General features: G+C 72.7%; 13 protein-coding genes. 5 read left to right on the top strand and 8 right to left on the bottom strand.

Annotation, left to right across the window (positions count from 1 at the left end; all coding sequences use genetic code 11):
• Window positions 1-164: 164 nt before the first annotated feature.
• The 4 genes from BLT97_RS29065 to BLT97_RS29050 all read right to left on the bottom strand — a co-directional run bounded on the left by BLT97_RS29065 (window position 165) and on the right by BLT97_RS29050 (window position 4,472).
• A complete protein-coding gene (locus BLT97_RS29065) occupies window positions 165-1,184 on the bottom strand; it encodes a TIGR00341 family protein (RefSeq protein WP_093615433.1) in 1,020 nt (339 codons plus the stop codon).
• An 80-nt stretch (window positions 1,185-1,264) separates the two neighbouring features.
• Entirely contained in the window at window positions 1,265-2,617 is a 1,353-nt protein-coding gene (locus BLT97_RS29060; RefSeq protein ID WP_093615431.1) for a chloride channel protein, read from the bottom strand.
• A 44-nt stretch (window positions 2,618-2,661) separates the two neighbouring features.
• Window positions 2,662-3,069, bottom strand: coding sequence for an SHOCT domain-containing protein (locus tag BLT97_RS29055; protein ID WP_093615429.1), 408 nt, complete (start codon window positions 3,067-3,069; stop codon window positions 2,662-2,664).
• Window positions 3,066-4,472, bottom strand: coding sequence for a hypothetical protein (locus tag BLT97_RS29050; protein WP_093615427.1), 1,407 nt, complete (start codon window positions 4,470-4,472; stop codon window positions 3,066-3,068). The genes BLT97_RS29055 and BLT97_RS29050 overlap by 4 nt, the downstream gene beginning before the upstream one ends.
• Window positions 4,473-4,773: 301 nt before the next feature.
• On the opposite strand from BLT97_RS29050, the gene BLT97_RS29045 reads away from it, so the two are divergent.
• Window positions 4,774-5,454, top strand: a complete 681-nt coding sequence (locus BLT97_RS29045; RefSeq protein WP_143041398.1) for a hypothetical protein — start codon at window positions 4,774-4,776, stop codon at window positions 5,452-5,454.
• Window positions 5,455-5,530: 76 nt separating this feature from the next.
• Window positions 5,531-6,202 carry a class F sortase gene (locus tag BLT97_RS29040; RefSeq protein ID WP_093615423.1) on the top strand — a complete coding sequence of 224 codons (672 nt, stop codon included), beginning with the start codon at window positions 5,531-5,533 and terminating at the stop codon, window positions 6,200-6,202.
• Between the two features lie 9 nt (window positions 6,203-6,211).
• Here the strand turns inward: BLT97_RS29040 and BLT97_RS29035 are convergent, their stop codons facing one another.
• Window positions 6,212-8,125, bottom strand: coding sequence for an AMP-dependent synthetase/ligase (locus BLT97_RS29035; RefSeq protein ID WP_093615421.1), 1,914 nt, complete (start codon window positions 8,123-8,125; stop codon window positions 6,212-6,214).
• Between the two features lie 190 nt (window positions 8,126-8,315).
• Between BLT97_RS29035 and BLT97_RS29030 the strand changes: the two genes are divergently transcribed.
• The 3 genes from BLT97_RS29030 to BLT97_RS29020 all read left to right on the top strand — a co-directional run bounded on the left by BLT97_RS29030 (window position 8,316) and on the right by BLT97_RS29020 (window position 11,757).
• A complete protein-coding gene (locus BLT97_RS29030) occupies window positions 8,316-10,022 on the top strand; it encodes an arabinofuranosyltransferase AftB family protein (protein WP_093615419.1) in 1,707 nt (568 codons plus the stop codon).
• Window positions 10,023-10,230: 208 nt separating this feature from the next.
• Window positions 10,231-11,436 carry a S8 family peptidase gene (locus tag BLT97_RS29025; RefSeq protein ID WP_093615417.1) on the top strand — a complete coding sequence of 402 codons (1,206 nt, stop codon included), beginning with the start codon at window positions 10,231-10,233 and terminating at the stop codon, window positions 11,434-11,436.
• 120 nt (window positions 11,437-11,556) lie between these two features.
• On the top strand, window positions 11,557-11,757 hold the full coding sequence (locus BLT97_RS29020; protein WP_093615415.1) for a hypothetical protein: 201 nt from the start codon (window positions 11,557-11,559) through the stop codon (window positions 11,755-11,757).
• Window positions 11,758-11,774: 17 nt separating this feature from the next.
• Here BLT97_RS29020 and BLT97_RS29015 read toward each other — a convergent pair whose 3' ends face one another.
• The 3 genes from BLT97_RS29015 to BLT97_RS29005 form a co-directional block, all read right to left on the bottom strand.
• On the bottom strand, window positions 11,775-13,430 hold the full coding sequence (locus tag BLT97_RS29015; RefSeq protein WP_245769597.1) for a vWA domain-containing protein: 1,656 nt from the start codon (window positions 13,428-13,430) through the stop codon (window positions 11,775-11,777).
• Between the two features lie 267 nt (window positions 13,431-13,697).
• On the bottom strand, window positions 13,698-14,588 hold the full coding sequence (locus BLT97_RS29010; RefSeq protein WP_245769596.1) for an ABC transporter permease: 891 nt from the start codon (window positions 14,586-14,588) through the stop codon (window positions 13,698-13,700).
• Window positions 14,585-17,233, bottom strand: coding sequence for an alpha/beta fold hydrolase (locus BLT97_RS29005; protein WP_093615413.1), 2,649 nt, complete (start codon window positions 17,231-17,233; stop codon window positions 14,585-14,587). The genes BLT97_RS29010 and BLT97_RS29005 overlap by 4 nt, the downstream gene beginning before the upstream one ends.
• Window positions 17,234-17,504 lie beyond the last annotated feature (271 nt).

The raw sequence follows: 17,504 nt of genomic DNA, 5'->3' as shown, positions 1-17,504 counted from the left end.
GACGGGCGCGCGCATATACGGACCTCCCACGCCCCGGAGGTGACGATCCGTCAGCGAAATGCGGCCGAATGCAGCAGTTTTCCGCCTGATGGGGTGGCGGGGGCGTCAGCCTGTCGATGACTGGTGGGGCCCCGGAGCATCGGCTGCGCGGCGGGAGGGACGGCTCAGCTGCGCGCCGACTCCTTCACCGTGCACGTGTCCGTGTCCGCGGGGCACCAATGGGTGCGGCCGCCGACCAGGTGGAGTTCGAGGTCGGCGTCGCGCATGCCGTGGCGGTCGAGTGCGGTGCGCAGGGCGGCCGGGGCGGGCTGCGGCGGCAGGCCGAGGACGCCGATCACGATGATGCCGTTGCGTGCCTCGACGGAGGCGATCTGCCATTGGCCGGTGGCGGCCCAGGCCTCGGCGACCGGGCGGGCGTCGGCGGCAAGCGAGCGGTCGCGGGCCACGGTGACGGTGCCCGCCGTGAGCGGTACGGCGACGAGCAGGACGACGCCGAGGATCACGCCGAGGGTGCGTCCGCTGAACCGGCCCACGGTCAGGCCGGCTTCGGCGGCGGCGTCCCGTACCCCGTAAAGGAGGAAGACGATGGTGCCGGTGGCGACGATCGCCGCCACGTTGGTGGCGAAGAGGAGGGCCGACTGGCCGGCGTCGTGGTAGCGGCCCACGGTGATCAGCAGGCCGGTGACCGCGAGCGGCGGGACCAGCGAGATGGCGATGGCGACGCCCGGCAGGGTGTCCGAGATATCGGTGCGTACGAGCGCGAACGCGCCGACCGTGCCCGTCGCGAGGGCCGCGAGCAGGTCGATCAGGCGAGGGCTGATCCGGGACGAGACCTGGCTGTTGGAGGCGAAGGCGTCGGGCGGCGAGACGATCCAGCCGAGCAGCATGCCGATCAGGACGACGGCGCTCGCGCCGAGCAGGACCAGGAGCACGCTGCGCACCACGTGGTCGCGGTCGGCGAGGACCAAGGCGAGGGCGCTGCCCAGGATCGGGGTCATCAGCGGGGCCACGATCATCGCGCCGATCACCGTGGCCGTGGAGTCGCCGATGACGCCCGCGGCCGCGATGACGGAGGCGAGCGCGAGCAGGGCCCAGAAACGGGTGGAGCTGGGGCTGCGCAGGGAGCGTTCGATGAACAGGGACTCGGTCATCCGCCGTGCGGCGGCCGCGTCGACGCGTGCCATGGGCCGGTCACCTCCGATGCGTGGGTCGGCTGCCGTCGGGCAGGGTGCGGTGGGTCAGTTGGCGTCGGGAGGTTGCGCGGTCAGTCGGCGTCCGGCAGGCGCGGCGACTGGTCGCGGCGCGGGACGAGTTGGGCGGTGATGAGGGCGACGACCACCGCGACGACGATGAGCGGCATCTGGTTGTGGGCGTCGCTGCCGAGCAGCAGGACGGTGAGGACCGCGCTGCTCAGCGGGAGTCCGGTGACCACCGCGCTGCCCGCGGCCATGCCGAGCGCGAGGGCGGGTGTGGTGCCGAAGCCGGGCAGCCCCGAGCAGGCGATGCCGACCGCGGCGCCGAGCAGGATCGCCGGGAAGATCGGGCCGCCGCGCAGGCTGCCGAGGCAGAGGCTCCAGGCGAGGCCCTTGAAGAGGAAGAGCAGGAGCAGGGCCACGACGGACCAGTTGTGCGGGTCGGCGGCCAGCGCGCCGAGCGCGGACTGGCCGGAGAGTGCGGCCTCTTCCGGGGAGCGGTCGGTGAGCAGCGCGTAGAGCGCGAGCAGCACACCGGCGCCGAGCGCGCAGAGCACGATGCGGCGGGCGGTCTGCCGGGTGAGCCACCGCTCGACCACGTAACCGAGTCCGCGCAGATACGCGACGGCGACACCGATCAGGGCGGCGACCGGGACGCCCCACAGGAAGTCCCCGGCGTCGGGCGTCACATCCGGCGGCACCTTCGGCAGGGACAGGGCGCCGATGGAAAGGCCGGTCCAGTCGCCGAAGCCGGTGAACACCAGCGCGCCCGTGGCGCTGGCGATCAGACAGGGCAGCAGGAGCATCACGAGGGCCGCGCCGCCGAGTCCGGCGCTCTCGACGACGAGGACGGCGGCCACGATCGGGCCGCCGAAGATGCTGGAGATGGCGGCCGTGGAGCCGGCGGTGGCGAGCAGCATCGGCGCCTTGGCGGCCGCAGGGCCCTGGGCGCTCTGTTTCATGCCGCGTACGGCGAGCAGCGCGAGGCCGCCGCCGATCGCCATCAGGGGCGCCTCGGGACCGAGGACGACCCCGAGGGGCAGGGCGGCGAGGGCCGCGAGCACCACACTGGGCAGATCGAGCGGGCCGAGCGGCGCGCCGCCGAGGCCGTGCACCGGGACATGGCCGCCGTGGCCGCGCATGCGCGTGATGACGGGGGCGAGGATCAGACCGGCGAGCAGCAGGGTCGGCAGCGGCCACCACCAGGGGGCGCGGTCGTAGCCGAGCGTGTCGGGGAGCTTCTCCCAGACGAGGTGCTGGAGTTCGTGCTCGGCGGTCAGGAAGACGAAGCAGGCGAGAGCGACGGGGATGCCGATCAGGGCGCAGAGCAGCAGGAGCCGGAGGTAGCCCGGGCTGAGCAGCGTGCTGCGCAGCAGGGCCGCCCCGGTCTCCGTCGAAGGGCTCTGTTCCTGGGTGCCGGCCACGGCGTCGCTCCCGCCTGTTCGTTCGGATGAGGGATGCGGGCGCGTCAGGCCAGGAACTTCTCCTTGGCCTTCGCGAACTCCTCCTCCGTCAGGGCGCCGCTCTCCTTGAGCTGGGCCAGCTTGGCCAGTTCGTCGGTCTTGGACGGTCCGGAGCCCTGGGTGCCGGCGGCTTCGCGTACGTAGTCCTTGAACGCGGCCTCCGCCTTCTTGGCCTGCTCGACGTCCCGCTCCCCCATCGAGCGGCCGCGTGCGATCACGTACACGAAGACACCGAGGAAGGGCAGCAGGATCGTGAAGATCAGCCAGCCCGCCTTGCCCCAGCCGCTGAGGCCGTCGTCGCGCAGGACGTCACCGATGATCTTGAAGAGCAGGAAGAACCACAGGACCCAGAAGAACAGCAGGAGCATGGTCCAGAAGAGGTTGAGCAGCGGGTAGTCGGCGGCGATGGTCATGGCGTTCTCCTTTGTGAGGTTTCGGCGGGGACGGGACGGGCCTGCGGTGGTCCGGCGAGGAAGTCCACGACGGCCAGGGCGAACAGGAGCGTGAGCGCGAGGCCGAGGACGACCCAGCCGGTCGGGTAGCTCCAGAGCACGTAGGCGAGGACGGCGGCCGCGATGAGGACCCAGACGATCCACCGGCGGTGCGCGGCCACCCACGGTCCGACCGGGCCGAGGTTCAGGCCCGCGCGGTCCGCGGTGGAGCGCACGGCGCCGATGCCGGAGGACCACAGGTTCCGTACGAGACCGGCCCGGCGGCCGCTGCCGGTGAGCCAGGCCGCGAGGGCGACCACGACACCGAGGGCGATGACCATCCGGACGGTCGTGCGCAGGAAGTGCGTGAGCGCGTCGTAGACCGAACCGGCGGCGGGCTGCGAGACGCCCTCGGGCAGCGCGTCCAGGTAGATCGGCCGGAAGACGGTGAGCGCGATGCCGAGGAGGCCGACCGCGAGGGCCACGCAGATCGAGGCGGTGACCACCGCGCGGCGGCGGTCGCGGGCCAGCAGCACACCGCCCGCGACGAGGAGCAGGGCGAGCACCGGCAGCCAGTTGCCGACGAGTTGGAGCAGCCGGAAGCCGGTACGGGCCTTGGTGATGTCCTCGGACTTGGCGACGGCGAACTCCGTGTGGACCTCGGGGATCTTCTCGGCGAGCGTCAGCCCGTTGTCCACCAGGCGCTGCTTGACCTGCTCGACGACGGGCGCGAGGTCGACGGTGACGGTGTCGCCGTCGAGCTGCACCGCGCCGCCGCCGTCGCCGGTGAGCGCCTTGTTCATGGCGGCGTGCGCCTTGCGGTTGAGCTCGGTCCACAGCGTCTCGAAGGCGTGGGAGCCGACGACGTCGCGCGCCTTGTCGTTCACGAAGCTGCGCACGGCGTCCTCGAGGGAGTTGCCGAGCCGGCCGAGCGCCTTCTCCAGGAGGGGCCGTTCGTCGCTCGCGGCCTGGGAGAGCAGGGCGTTCAGGTCGATGTGGTCCATCGCCGCGTCGGTGACGCGGGCGGCGACGGCGTCCTGCACGTCGGGGTCGGAGGCGAGGGGCTGGACGGTGGACACGTAGCGGTCGGTGTCGCCGACGACACCGGAGGCCCAGGCCGCCACCACGCCGAGCGGGGCGAGCAGACAGCCGAGGACGATGAGGACGGTCGCGAGGGTGGAGCGGCCGCGGCGGCGCGGACGGCCGGAAGGCGCTGCGGCGGACGGCGCGGTGGGCTGCGCGGAGTTCTGCGCTGCGGTCTGCGCCGCGGTCGCCTCCAGTTCGGCGACGCGGGCCCGCAGCCGCGCGATTTCCTGCGCGTCCGTGCTGCCCTGCGCGTCCGGGCCCGGAGCGTCCGGGCCCGGCCCGCCTATGTCCTCCGGCATCCCGGCCACCTCCGGTCTCGCATGTCGGCCGCCTCCGGGCTCGTGACGCTCAGCGAATCCCGGCCCGGGGGCGGCGGCGATTCACGGGGGGCCGTTCGGGTGACCTGCGCGGGGCCGGGGAGCCGGACCCGGGTGTCAGCCATCCGGCCCAGCCCGTCACCCGCACGACCAACCCGGGGGCCCTTCCGCATGCGGCACGGCGGCTTTGACCTTTGGCTCTAGGGGATGGAAGCGCGGGCGCCAGGCGACCGTGGCGGACGGGCAGGGTGCCGCCACCCCGGGCTTCGCTGGAGGCATACGCATGCGGACGCAGCGGAACATTCGACGGACCGTCGCCACAGCAGCCCCGGTCGTGGTGCTCGCCGTCCTCGCGGGCGGCGCCGCGCTGACCCTGCTGCCCGAGGACGGCGCCGACGGCGGCAAGAAGGGTGCGCAGCCCGTCGCGGGCGGGAACGCGGCCGGCATCAAGGTCACCGTGAACGGCTCCACCGTGCAGGCCACCACCAGCGCCTGCACCAAGGGCGGCCGTGCGTCGCTGATCGGCGGCGGCAGCGGCAGCTTCGCGGGCGGCCAGCAGGCCATGCTCACCGGCGGCGCGGCGACCTGGAGCGGTGTGAAGCCCGGCACCTACACCGTGGCCGTGGTGTGCTCCGGCGGTGACGCGGCCGGTTCGCAGCGGGTCACCATCTCCGGTTCGTCGGCGACCACTCCGCGCACCACCCCGGCGACGCCCGTCTCCCCGACCACGGCGCCCACGACTCCGCGTCCGACCGCTCCGGTCACGGCGCCGACCTCGCCCGCGCAGGTCGTGCCGCAGGGCCGCGTCCGGGCCGGTCTCGGCGGCGGCGCACCGGAGCGGATCGACACCTCGGCCCAGATCCTGGGCGGCACCGCCTTCGCGGTGACGGCCGGTGCGGGCGGCGCGCTCCTGATCCGGCGGCGCAACCGGCGCGCGGCAGCGGCCGCGCAGCGCGCGTTCTGAACCCGACGAACCCCGCGCTGAACCCGACAACCCTCGCGCTGAACCCGAAGACCCCCGCGCCCCACCGAAGGTGACCATGCCCCGACCCGGCCGCTACCGTCTCCCCGGCATCAAGGCCCCGCTCGCCGGTACCACCGCGCTCGCGGTGCTCGTCGGGGCGTGGTTCGCGGCCGAGGGGGTGCGGAACGCGGACGCGGTCGAGGCCCCGCCTAAGCTCGCCGTCCAGGCACCGCAGAAGGCACAAGGACAGGGCGAGGTGCCGGGCATCCCCGCGCTCGCGCCCTCGCAGCCGGTCGTCCTGCGCATTCCCGCCATCGGCGTCGAGACCGCGCTCGTCGGTCTCGACGTGCTGCCCGACGGCTCGCTCGACGTGCCCTCGCCGCTGACGCCGCAGCTGGCCGGCTGGTACCAGCGCGGCACCACGCCCGGTGCGGCCGGTACGGCGCTCACGGTGGGGCACTACGACTCGGCCACCGGTCCCGCGGTCTTCTACCACCTGTCCCAGCTCGGGCCGGGGCACACGGTGGAGGTCGACCGCGCGGACGGCCGTACCGCGGTGTTCACCGTGGACTCCGTCGAGCTGCACGACGGCGCCGCCTATCCCGACGCCAAGGTGTACGGCTCCACCGGCCGCGCGGAGCTGCGCGTGATCACCTGCGGCGGCGCGTACCTGCCCGCGGGCCCGGGCTCGCCGGGCGGCTACCAGGCCAACACGGTGGTGTACGCGCACCTCACCGGGGTGCGCTGAACTCCTGCCTCAGGCCTTCGCGTACAACTCCTCGATCTCGCGCCCGTACGCCGTCATGACCGCCCGCCGCTTGACCTTCAGGGAGGGCGTGAGCATGCCGTTCTCCTCGCTGAACTCGCCCTCCACCAGGCGGAACGCGCGGATCGACTCGGCGCGCGAGACCGCCTCGTTGGCGTAGTCCACGGCCCGCTGCACATCCGCGAGCATGCGCTCGTCGCGGATCACCTCGGACATCGGGGTGTCGGCCGGCAGCTTGCGCACCGAGAGCCAGTGCGCGACCGCGTCCGGCTCCAGGGTGATGACCGCGCCGATGAACGGGCGGTTGTCGCCGACGACGATGCACTGGCCGATCGGCGGGCGGCTGCGCAGCCGGTCCTCCAGGACGGCGGGGGCCACGTTCTTGCCGCCGCTGGTGACGAGGATGTCCTTCTTGCGGCCGGTGATCCGCAGATAGCCGTCCTCGTCGAGCGAGCCGAGGTCGCCGGTGGCGAACCAGCCCTCGTCCAGGGCCTGGCCCGTGGCCTGCGTGTTGTTCCAGTACGCGCCGAAGACGATGCCGCCCTTGATCAGGACCTCGCCGTCGTCCGCGATACGGATCGCCGTGCCCGGCACCGGCAGGCCGACCGTGCCGGGGCGGGGGCTGAGCGGGGGCGTGATGGTGGCGGCTGCGGTGGTCTCGGTGAGGCCGTAGCCCTCGTAGATGATGATCCCGGCCGCGTAGAAGAAGAGGTTGAGGCGGGGGTCGAGCGGGGAGCCGCCGCTGATCGCGTAGCGCAGCCGGCCGCCGAGCTCCTTGCGGATCCGGCGGTAGACCAGCAGGTCGTACAGGCCCCAGGCGAGATACGTGCCGAGGGACGGGCCCTTGCCCCGGTCCAGGAACTTGCGCAGGTACTCCTCGCCGAAGCGCACCCCGATCCGGTCGGCGCGTTCGAAGGAGGAGCCGCGGCCGATCTTCTCGGCGGTGGCGCGGCCGGTGTCGTGGATCTTCTCGAAGAGGTACGGGACGCCGACGAGGAACGTCGGCCGGTAGGAACGGAGTTCGGGCCGCAGCTCGTCGGGCTTGATGCTGGGGCAGTGGGCGATCTCGATGCGGGCGAGCAGGCAGGCGATCTGGATCGCGCGGCCCAGGATGTGCGCGAGCGGCAGGAACAGCAGGGTCGAGGCGGTCTGGCCGGTGATCTCGGTGAACACCGGGTGCAGCAGCTCGACCGTGTTGGCGGCCTCGGCGTGCAGATTGCCGTGCGTGAGGACGCAGCCCTTGGGGCGGCCCGTGGTGCCCGAGGTGTAGCAGAGCGTGGCGATGGTGTCGGGGGTGAGCGCGGCACGCCGCTTCTCCACCTCCTCGTCGGGTATGTCCCGGCCCAGTTGCGCGAGTTCGAGGATCGCGCCGGCGTCCAGCTCGAAGAGCCGGGCCTGCGGCTCGCTCACGGCCGCCCGTACGGTCTCCGTGTTCTCGGCGGTCTCGGTGATCACGAAGCGGGCTCCGGAGTCCGCGACGATCCAGGCGATCTGGTCGGCCGACGAGGTGGCGTAGACGGGGACGCTCTGGCCGCCGGCCGCCCAGATCGCGAAGTCGAGGACGGCCCATTCGTAGCGCGTACGGGACATCAGGGCGACCCGGCCGCCCGGTTCGAGTCCGGCGGCGATCAACCCCTTGGCGGCGGCGGTCACTTCGCGGGCGAAGGCCTCGGCGGTCACCGGGCGCCACTGGCCCGCCTGCTTGCGGCGGACGACCACCGCCCGGGGGTCCTCCTGCGCGTTGACGAAGGGGATGTCGGCGATCGAGCCGCCGGTCTTCTCCGCGACCAGGGCGGGGGTGCGCACCTCGCGCACCACTCCGTCCTCGCGGAGGATCTCGGTGCGCGTCCTGGCCGCGAGGTCGCTGCGCTGTTTCGCCCGCTTCAGGTCCTTGCGTACGCCCATGGCCGTCTCCGTGGTCCGCCGGTCACGACAGGTGGTGCGGGGTGGTGCCAAGTTCTTTACGCAGGGGTCAACTTACCGATGCGTAACGGGAAATCAATGGTTCCGGCAGCGCACATCGCGTGCACCCGTCAGGCGCACACCACCGGCGCGCCCGCGCCCTCTGCGGCGGGTGCCGGGTGAGGGTCGGTCCATGGCCACGACGTACGCACCCACCCACACCGTGGAGTTCACCGAGGAAGACACCCGCCCGAAGCGGTGGCTCCGACCCGCGCTGATCGCCCTGCCCGCCCTGGTGATCCTCGTCGCCGGATACCAGCGGCGCTGGATGTCCGACGACGCCATGATCTACGTCCGCACGGTCCGCCAGATCCTCGCGGGCAACGGGCCGGTCTTCAATCCCGGCGAGCGCGCCGAGGCCTCCACCGGCACGCTCTGGCAGTGGCTGCTCGCCGCCGCCGGTGCCACGGGCGTGGACCTGGCGTCGGCGGCCGTGTACGGCGGACTGCTTCTGACGGCGGCCGGGTTCGCGCTCGCCGCGTACGGCTGCCTCCGCCTGTACGGGAGTTACGGCGGCGAGGGCCGGAACGGGGTACGGCGCGAGGTGTCCGTGCTGCCGCTCGGCGCTCCCCTGCTGCTCGCGCTGCCGCCCGTCTGGGACTTCGCGACCTCGGGCCTCGAGACGGGGCTCGCCACGTGCTGGCTCGCGGGCGGCTGGCTGCTGCTCGTGGTGCGGCCCGCGTCCGTGGGGACCAGTGCGGTGCTCGGACTCGGGCCGCTGGTCAGGCCGGATCTGGGCCTGGTGTCCGCGGTGTTCCTCGGCGCGCAGTGGCTGATGGTGCGCCCGTCCTGGCGCCGGGCGCTCGCGGGGCTGGGCGCGGCGGTCGCGCTGCCGGCGGCGTACGAGGTGTTCCGCGCCGGGTACTACGGGCATCTCGTGCCGCTGCCCGCCGTCACGAAGGAGGCCTCGCAGAGCCTGTGGGGGCGCGGGTTCACGTATCTCGGGGACTTCGCAGGACCGTATCTGCTGTGGGTGCCCGCGCTGTTCGTGCTCGCGGCCGTGCTGCCGGTGCGGGCCGGGCGGTCCGGCGCGCTGGTGCCGGTGCTCGCGCCGGTGGTCGCCGGGGCGCTGTGCTGGGCGTATGTCATCAAGGTGGGCGGGGACTTCATGCACGGGCGGATGCTGCTGCCCGGTCTGTTCCTGATGCTGCTTCCGGTGTTCCTCGTGCCCGCGCGGCGCGCCACCGCGCTGGCCTCCGTCGGGATCGCGGTGTGGGCGGCGCTGTGCGCGGGCGCGCTGCGCACCGACTACGAGGGGCAGGTCGGGCCCGGCGGGATCGCCGACGAGCGGGGCGTGTACGTGCAGCAGAACGCCGATCCGCACCCGCTGCACCACACCTTCGCGGGCGCCGACTGGCATGCACGGTACGGGAGTTCGGCACGCTCGGCCGAGCCACCGGCGCTGCTGCTCGGCGGTCCGCGGCGGCTCGGGGCCTCGGCTCCGGTCGTGACCGGGGTGTATCCGGTACTCGGGCACAACGGCACGGTGATCCCGCTGGACGGGGCCGCGCTGGACCCGATCGGGCTCGCGTATCCGCTGGCCGCCCACTCGGAGCGGGTCGAGGGCGGGCGGGTCGGTCACGACAAGCACCTGCCGGACGCGTGGGTGCTTGCGGACCGGGGCGCCGGTGAACTGCCGGAAGGGGTCGATCCGTTGCAGGTCGCGGCCGCGCGGCGGGCGCTGGAGTGCGGGCCGCTCGCCGAGCTGCGCGCGGCCACGCGGGAGCCGCTCACCGTCCGCCGGTTTCTCGCCAATCTCGCCGGGTCCGTGGAGCGCACTTCGTTCCGGTTTCCCACCGATCCGGCCGTTGCGGCACGGGAGTTGTGCGCCAAGCCCTGACCTCTGAGAGGTGGGCGCGGACCCGGACTGTATGTTTGGCATGCACAGGGCCACGCCATGAATACCTCGGGCAGCCCCGCACCGCTCCGGGGCGGTCCCGACGCACCACGCACACCTCATTGCCCGTCCCCACCCGGGCTCATACGTACGCCGCCATCCCAGGCGTACGTGGCTCCGGTCGGTCAACGAAAGGTCAGGTGCTCCACTCATGAGATCCACTTCGCGCCGGCTCGGCGTGCTCTTCGTGCCCGTGCTGCTCGCCGCCGGAATCCAGTTCGCGGGTGCGCCCGCGAGCGCCGCCGAAGGCGATGTCCGCTACGCGCCCGCGTCGACGGCCGTCGAGGGCAGCTGGATCGTCGTGCTCAAGGACGGCACGGCCACGCGCGCCGAGACGGCTTCGGCCGCGCGGTCCCTCGCCGGTGAGTACGAGGGCAGCCTCACGCATGTGTACGGCAGCGCGGTGAAGGGCTTCGCCGCGAAGCTCTCGGAGGCCGAGGCGAAGTCGCTGGCCAAGGATCCGGCCGTCGCGTACGTGGAGCAGAACGCGCGGGTGCGGATCAGTGAGACGCAGCCGAACGCCACCTGGGGCATCGACCGGATAGACCAGCGGGACCTCCCGCTCTCCACGACGTACACGTACAACACGAGCGCCTCGAACGTCACCGCGTACATCATCGACACCGGGATCCGCACCTCGCACGCGGACTTCGGCGGGCGCGCGAGCATCGGCACGGACACCGTGGGCGGCGGCCAGAACGGGCAGGACTGCAACGGGCACGGCACGCATGTGGCGGGCACGGTCGGCGGCAAGAACCACGGCGTGGCCAAGGGCGTCAAGCTGGTGGGCGTCCGGGTCCTGGACTGCAACGGCTCCGGTACGAACGCCGGGGTGATCGCGGGTGTGGACTGGGTGACGGCCAACGCCGTGAAGCCCGCGGTGGCCAACATGAGCCTGGGCGGCGGCGCGAACACCTCGCTGGACAACGCCGTGAAGCGCTCCATCGCCTCCGGCGTGACCTACGCGGTCGCGGCCGGCAACGGCAACTTCCTCGGCTGGCCGCAGAACGCCTGCAACTACTCGCCGGCCCGGGTGCCCGAGGCGATCACGGTGGGCGCGACCGACCGCAACGACCGGCGCGGGTCCTTCTCGAACTTCGGCACGTGCCTCGATGTGTTCGCGCCGGGTGTCTCGGTGACGTCGGCATGGATCACGAACGACACCGCGACGAACACGATCAGCGGCACGTCGATGGCCTCCCCGCACGCCGCGGGCGTGGCGGCCCTGTACCTCGCTTCGAACCCGGGGGCGGCGCCTGCGCAGGTGCGCGATGCGCTGGTGAACGGGGCGACGAGCGGGAAGGTGCAGGATCCTCGGACTGGGTCGCCGAACAAGTTGTTGTACTCGCTGTTCTGACAGCCGGGCGATTGCATGATCCACAGAGCCCGGGACGGCTGCCGTCCCGGGCTCTGATCTGCGACGATGTCCCGAGTATGGCGGCCGCAGGGGGCGGCCGCACGATCACGGGGGACCTACGTGGAAATCGCCTTCTTCTCCGGCCTGCTCGCGCTCGTCGTCTTCGGCCTGGTGTGCATCGTGTGGGCCCAGCTCGGCGGCCCGCGCTGGGTGCGGGTCATCGCAGCCATCACCCAGGGCGCGGGCGCGATGGCACGGGCGGCGAGCAAGAGCGGCAGGAGCGGCGGCAACGGATCGAGCAGCAGCACGAGCGACGACTGACCCCGCCGGCCGCATCCCTACAGCTCGCCCTCCGGCTCCCCCGGCCCGTCGCCCTTCTCAGGCGCCGCTTCGAGGCCCAGGAGGCGGCAGGCCTGGGTGAGGGAGTTCGCGAGGTCACGTACTGCCGAGTCGCCGGTGGATGTGGCCAACCGGTGCGCCTGGGTGCGTAGTTGCGGGAGGGACGGGGCGCCCGGAAGCGTGCCGTCCGGGGTGGCCGGCTGCGTACCTTCGTCGCCCTCCGTGCAGGTGTACTCGGACTCGCAGGGCCGGTAGCCGGACTCGGTGCGCAGGCCGTCGGCGAAGTATCCGGCCACGGCGGCGACTTGGAGCGACTCGTCGGTGTCGCTCCCCCACAGCGGCCTGTTCAGGGCGGAGGCCTCGATCCGTGCCGACTCCTCGTGCGGAGCGCGGTTGTCGGGGTCGAGCCAGCGGACGCTCGCGGTGGCCACGTGCCCGAGGTCGCCGCCGTCGCGCAGCCGTACGGCATAGAGCGCCGTCACGGTGTGGCCGGGGCCGACTTCGCCGCCGTCCACGCTGTCGTCGCGGAAGTCCTCGTCGGCGACCTTGCGGTTCTCGTAGCCGATGAGCTTGAACTGCTTGACCGTGTTCGGGTCGAAGGCCACCTGCGCCTTGGCGTCGCGGGCGCGCAGCTCGATGTGGGCGGGCAGGTCCTCGCAGAACACCCGCTCGGCCTCGGCGAGTTCGGAGACGTAGGTGGTGTGGCCGTCGCCCTTGTTGGTGAGCCGCTCCATCAGCTGGTCGCCGTAGTCGCTGCCCACGCCCACCCCGAACAGGGTGATGCCGTGTTCCTTGCGTGCGTCCTCGATGCGCTCGAGGATCGCGTCCGCGTCGGTCTCGCCGGTGTTGGCGAGGGCGTCCGAGAGCAGGACGACGCGGTTGGTGGAGCCGGGCACCTTGCCGTCGACCGCGGTGTCGTAGCCCTCCTGCACCCCGGCCGCGACGTTCGTCGAGTCGGTGGGCTCCAGGTCGTCGATCACGTCGTGGATGCGGTCCTCGTTGCCGCCGATCCGGGTCATCTCCAGTACGGTCTCGGCCTCGTCGCTGAAGGTCACGATGGCCACGCGGTCGTCGGAGCGCAGCCGGTCGGTCATGAGATCGAGCGAGTCGCGGACGAGGTCGAGCCGGCCGGGCTCGGACATGGAGCCGGAGATGTCCACGACGAAGGTGAGGGCCGCGGGCGGGCGGCGCTCCTCGTCGCTGCCGCGGGTGGCGAGGCCGACCCGCAGCAGCGACCAGTCGGGGTCGCTGGTGCGTGCGCCGTCCACGGTCACCGAGAAGCCGTCCCCGTCCGGGCGTTCGTAGTCCTGGCGGAAGCTGTTGACGAACTCCTCGGGCCGCACGTTCGCCGGGTCCGGGATCCGGCCCTCTTCGAGCGAGCGGCGGGCATAGCCGTACGAGGCGGTGTCCACGTCGAGCGCGAAGGTGGACAGGTAGTCCGGCTCGGGCGCGATCTCGCGGCTCTCGTCGTCCTTCTGCGCCCCTTCGGTGCCGCGCGGCTGGTCGGGCGCGGGCATGGGCGCGCTGTCCGCCTTGCCACCGCCCTCCCGCGCGCGGTTGCCGTCGCTGCTGCCCCCGGCTCCGCATCCGGTGGCGAGCATCGCCCCGGCCATCACCAGGGCCAGCGCCCCGGTCCGTATCCCTGCGCGTCCCATCAAGTACCCCCTCGGTCAGCGGTCTTGTGACTGTGACGCGGGAGGTCCCGGGAACGTGCGGCCCAGGTGGTTGCGGAAGGGTTGCGATGCGGCAACGCCGGTCGCGGGGCGATAACAGCGGTCGCGAGGCGGTCACGGGCCGGGTTCGGGGTGATCAACGCGGTCGCGGAACCATAACGTCCGGGCCCCGGTGGGGACTTGAGGTCGGCCGGGCCGACCAGGCCGCGCGGGCCTCAGGGCACCGTGCCCCTGCCAGGCAAGCTCGCCTCAGGACACGATGTCCTTCCGCGAGAACGCCCGGAACGCCAGCGCGATGAGCACCACGCCGTACGTCACCGACACCGCCGCCCCCTGCACCATCCCGCCCCACTCCAGGTTCGGCTGGAGAGCGTCCACCCAGGCGAACTGCCAGTGCGCGGGCAGCACGTCGCGCCAGTCGCCGAGGGCGGTGACGGCGTCGAGGACATTGCCCACGATGGTCAGGCCCACCGCGCCGCCGACCGCGCCGAGCGGTGCGTCGGTCTTCACGGAGAGCCAGAACGCGAGGCCGGCGGTGACCAGTTGGGAGAGGAAGACGTAGGCCGTGACGATCAGGAGGCGGCCCGCCGCGTCGGCCGCGCCGAGTCCGCCGCCGGTCGGCAGCTGCAAGGGGCCCCAGCCGTACGCCGCCGTGCCCACGACCAGTGCGACCAGCGGGAGCAGCACCATGGCCGCCGCGCTGAACGCGAGCGCCACCGCCAGTTTCGACCACAGCAGCCGGGCACGCGGCACGGGCGCGGCGAGCAGATAGCGCAGCGAGGACCAACTGGCCTCGGAGGCCACGGTGTCGCCGTGGAAGAGGGCGACGGGCACGACGAGCAGGAATCCGGCCGAGACGAACAGGCAGGTCGCCGCGAAGTTCGCGCCGGATTCTGTGGCCGTCTGCATCAGGGTCGGGCCGCGGTCGCCGTCCCCGTCGGGGGTGCCGCCGATCGCGAAGGCCGCGACCAGGATGAACGGCAGGGCGGTCAGGATCCCGGCCATCACCATCGTGCGGCGCCGCTTGAGCTGGCGCAGCGCCTCCACGCGGAAGGGCAGGGTGCGCCGGGCGCGGTAGCCGGGGGCCGCGGCGCTCGCGTCGGCCGCCGCGGTGCGGGGCGCGTCCGTCTTCGTGATCACGCCGAGCCTCCGATCAGGTTCAGGAACGCGTCCTCGAGGCGGCGGTGCGGGCCCACCCCGGTCACCGGCACTTCGAGGCGCAGGAGTTCGGCCAGCAGGCCGGGCACGCTCGCGCCGTCGAGCCGGACGAGCAGACCGCCCTCGGTGAGCGCCGCGGAGCCGATGCCGGGCAGGGCGTCGATCTTCTCGGCGACCGCTTCGGTGACGGGCTCCTCGGTGGACACGAGCAGCGTCTCGCCCGAGCCGACGATCTCCCCGACGGGCCCGGCCTGCACGAGCTGTCCGCGGTCCATCACTACGAGATGGGTGCAGGACTGCTCGACCTCGGCGAGGAGATGGCTGGAGACGATGACGGTGCGCCCGCCCGCCGCGTACCGGATCATCACCTCGCGCATCTCGCGGATCTGCGGCGGGTCGAGTCCGTTGGTCGGCTCGTCGAGGATCAGCAGGTCCGGCAGGCCGAGCATGGCCTGGGCGATGGCCAGGCGCTGGCGCATGCCCTGGGAGTAGGTGCGCACGGCGCGGGCGAGGGCGTCGCCGAGGCCGGCGATCTCCAGCGCCTCGTCGATGTGGGCGTCCTCGGCGGGGCGGCCGGTCGCGGCCCAGTACAGCTCCAGGTTCTCCCGGCCGCTCAGGTGCGGCAGGAACCCGGCGCCCTCGACGAACGCGCCCACGCGGGACAGGACCGGGGCGCCCGGCCGGATGGCGTGGCCGAAGACGCGGATCTCGCCGCCGTCGGGGGTGATGAGGCCCATGAGCATGCGCAGGGTGGTGGTCTTGCCCGCGCCGTTGGGCCCGAGCAGGCCGAGCACCTGGCCCTTCTCGACGCGGAAGCTGAGGTCCCGTACGGAATAGCGGTCGGACTTGCCGTACTTCTTGCTCAAGTCCGTGATCTGGAGCGGCACTTCGGCCAGCGCGGGGTCCGCGGGCGGTGCGGCCGCGCGGCGCCGCGCGGTGAACAGCAGGCCCGCGGCGAGCAGCACGCCCGCGAGCGGCAGCGCCCAGACCCAGGCGGGGAGCGAGGCGGCCTGCGTCCGCACGCCGGGGGCGGTGGGCACGCTCAGGTCGTCGAGCAGCGTCACCTTGTACGTGGCCGGCTCGACCGGTGAGGCGTAGCCGAGGTCGGTGGAGGAGAGCGCGAGGCGCAGCTTGTGGCCGGAGCGCACCTCGTAGTCGATGGCGGGCAGCGTGAGGTCGACCTCCCGGCCGTCCTTCGCGTCGGTCACCCGGACCGGCGTGACCAGCTGGGAGGGCAGCACCTCGCGCCGCCCGTCGGGCCCGACGTCGTACACCTTCGCGAAGAGCACCGCCTCGCCGCTGTCGGACTGCACCCGGACGCGGGCCGTGGGCGAGCCGGTGATGCGCAGGTCCTCGGTGAGCGGCTTCGAGTCGAAGCGCGCGAACTGGCCGGGGAAGTCCACGGAGAGTCCGCCGACGCCGAGCGAGGAGAGCTGGGTGAGGCCGCCGCCGATCCCCGGCACGTTGGAGATCGCGGGCGGGTTCGCACCCGCCGGGTTCTCCACGGACTTGGTGCCCTTGGTCAGCTCGATCCTCTTCAGGCCGCTCTCCAGGCCGGGGTAGGTGCCGTCGGTGGCGCCGCGCAGCTGCGCGCGGCCGTCGGTGGAGTCCACTCCCCCGGTGCGCGTGACGCGGAAGGCGGGGCCAGTGTCGGCACCCTCGTCCTCCTTGAGGTAGCGGTCGAACCAGTCCTCCACGCGGGCCTGCGCGCGGCCCGCCTCCATGTCGCCGCCGTCGTGGCCGCCCGCGATCCAGTCCACGGAGACCGGCGCCCCGTTGTCCCCGATGGCCTTGGCCATCGCGTCGGCGTGGCCGAGCGGGAAGAGCGAGTCGGTCTGCCCCTGGAGGATCAGCGCGGGCACCTTGATCTTGTCGCCGACCGCGGCCGGGCTGCGCTCCGCGAGCAGCTTGCGCGCGGCCTCGTCCGGCTTCCCGGCGACCGCGACCCGGTTGTACATCTCGCACACGGTGGGCTCGAAGCGGTCGCAGCCGCCGCCGGTGGACAGGAAGTAGCCCGCCCACAGCTTCTTGAACACCCCGTTCGGGAACAGGGCGTCCGCGAGGTTCCAATACGTGATCATCGGCGCGATCGCGTCCACGCGCGCGTCATGGCCCGCCGCGAGCAGCGAGACCGCGCCCCCGTACGAGGCGCCGGTGACGCCCACGCGCGGGTCACCCTTCTTGTCGAGCCGCACCTCGGGCCGGTCCGCGAGCCAGTCGATCAGATACGAGACATCGCCGACCTCGGTCTGCGGATTGTTCAGCCCGATCTTGCCGGTGGACTTGCCGAAGCCGCGCGCGGACCAGGTCAGGACCGCGTACCCGTCGCGGGCCAGGTCCTCGGCCTGGGCCCGTACGTCGTTCTTGCTGCCGCCGAAGCCGTGGCCGATGAGCACGGCGGGGCGCTTCTTCGCGGGGTCGCCCGCGGTGAAGTACGAGGTGTCGATCCGCGCCCCGTTCGTGGCGATCACGCGGTCGCTGCGGTGCACGGCGGGTCCGTCGTCGGCGGCCACCGCCGTCCAAGTGCCGGCGCCCGCGAGCACCGCGAGCGCGGCCACGGCGGCGGCGAGGCGGCGCCGGCGCGGCCGGGTGCGGGCACGCGTCAGCCGGGGCAGTCGAAGATCCATGCCTACGAGCGTAAGCGGGCGGTGTGACAACCGCGGCCCCCGCCGGACGGAAACCCCCGGCCTCCCGGAGAGGTACGGAACGTGCCCGGCGTACCGCAGACGCAGTACGTGTCCCTCCTGCGGATACAGGCCGGGTTAAGCGCACCTTACTGCCGACATCACGGACGTATCCGACTACTGACGCTTTCTGACCTGACGGGTCGTCATATGCACTCTGCAGCCGTCTTCACATGTCATTGACATCTCGTGCACCTGGCGCGCTAATGCGACC

This window comes from Streptomyces indicus, assembly GCF_900100315.1.
GTDB classification, from domain to species: domain Bacteria; phylum Actinomycetota; class Actinomycetes; order Streptomycetales; family Streptomycetaceae; genus Streptomyces; species Streptomyces indicus.
Note: the sequence above shows the minus strand (reverse complement) of the source record. Positions and strands in the feature narration are given on the sequence as shown.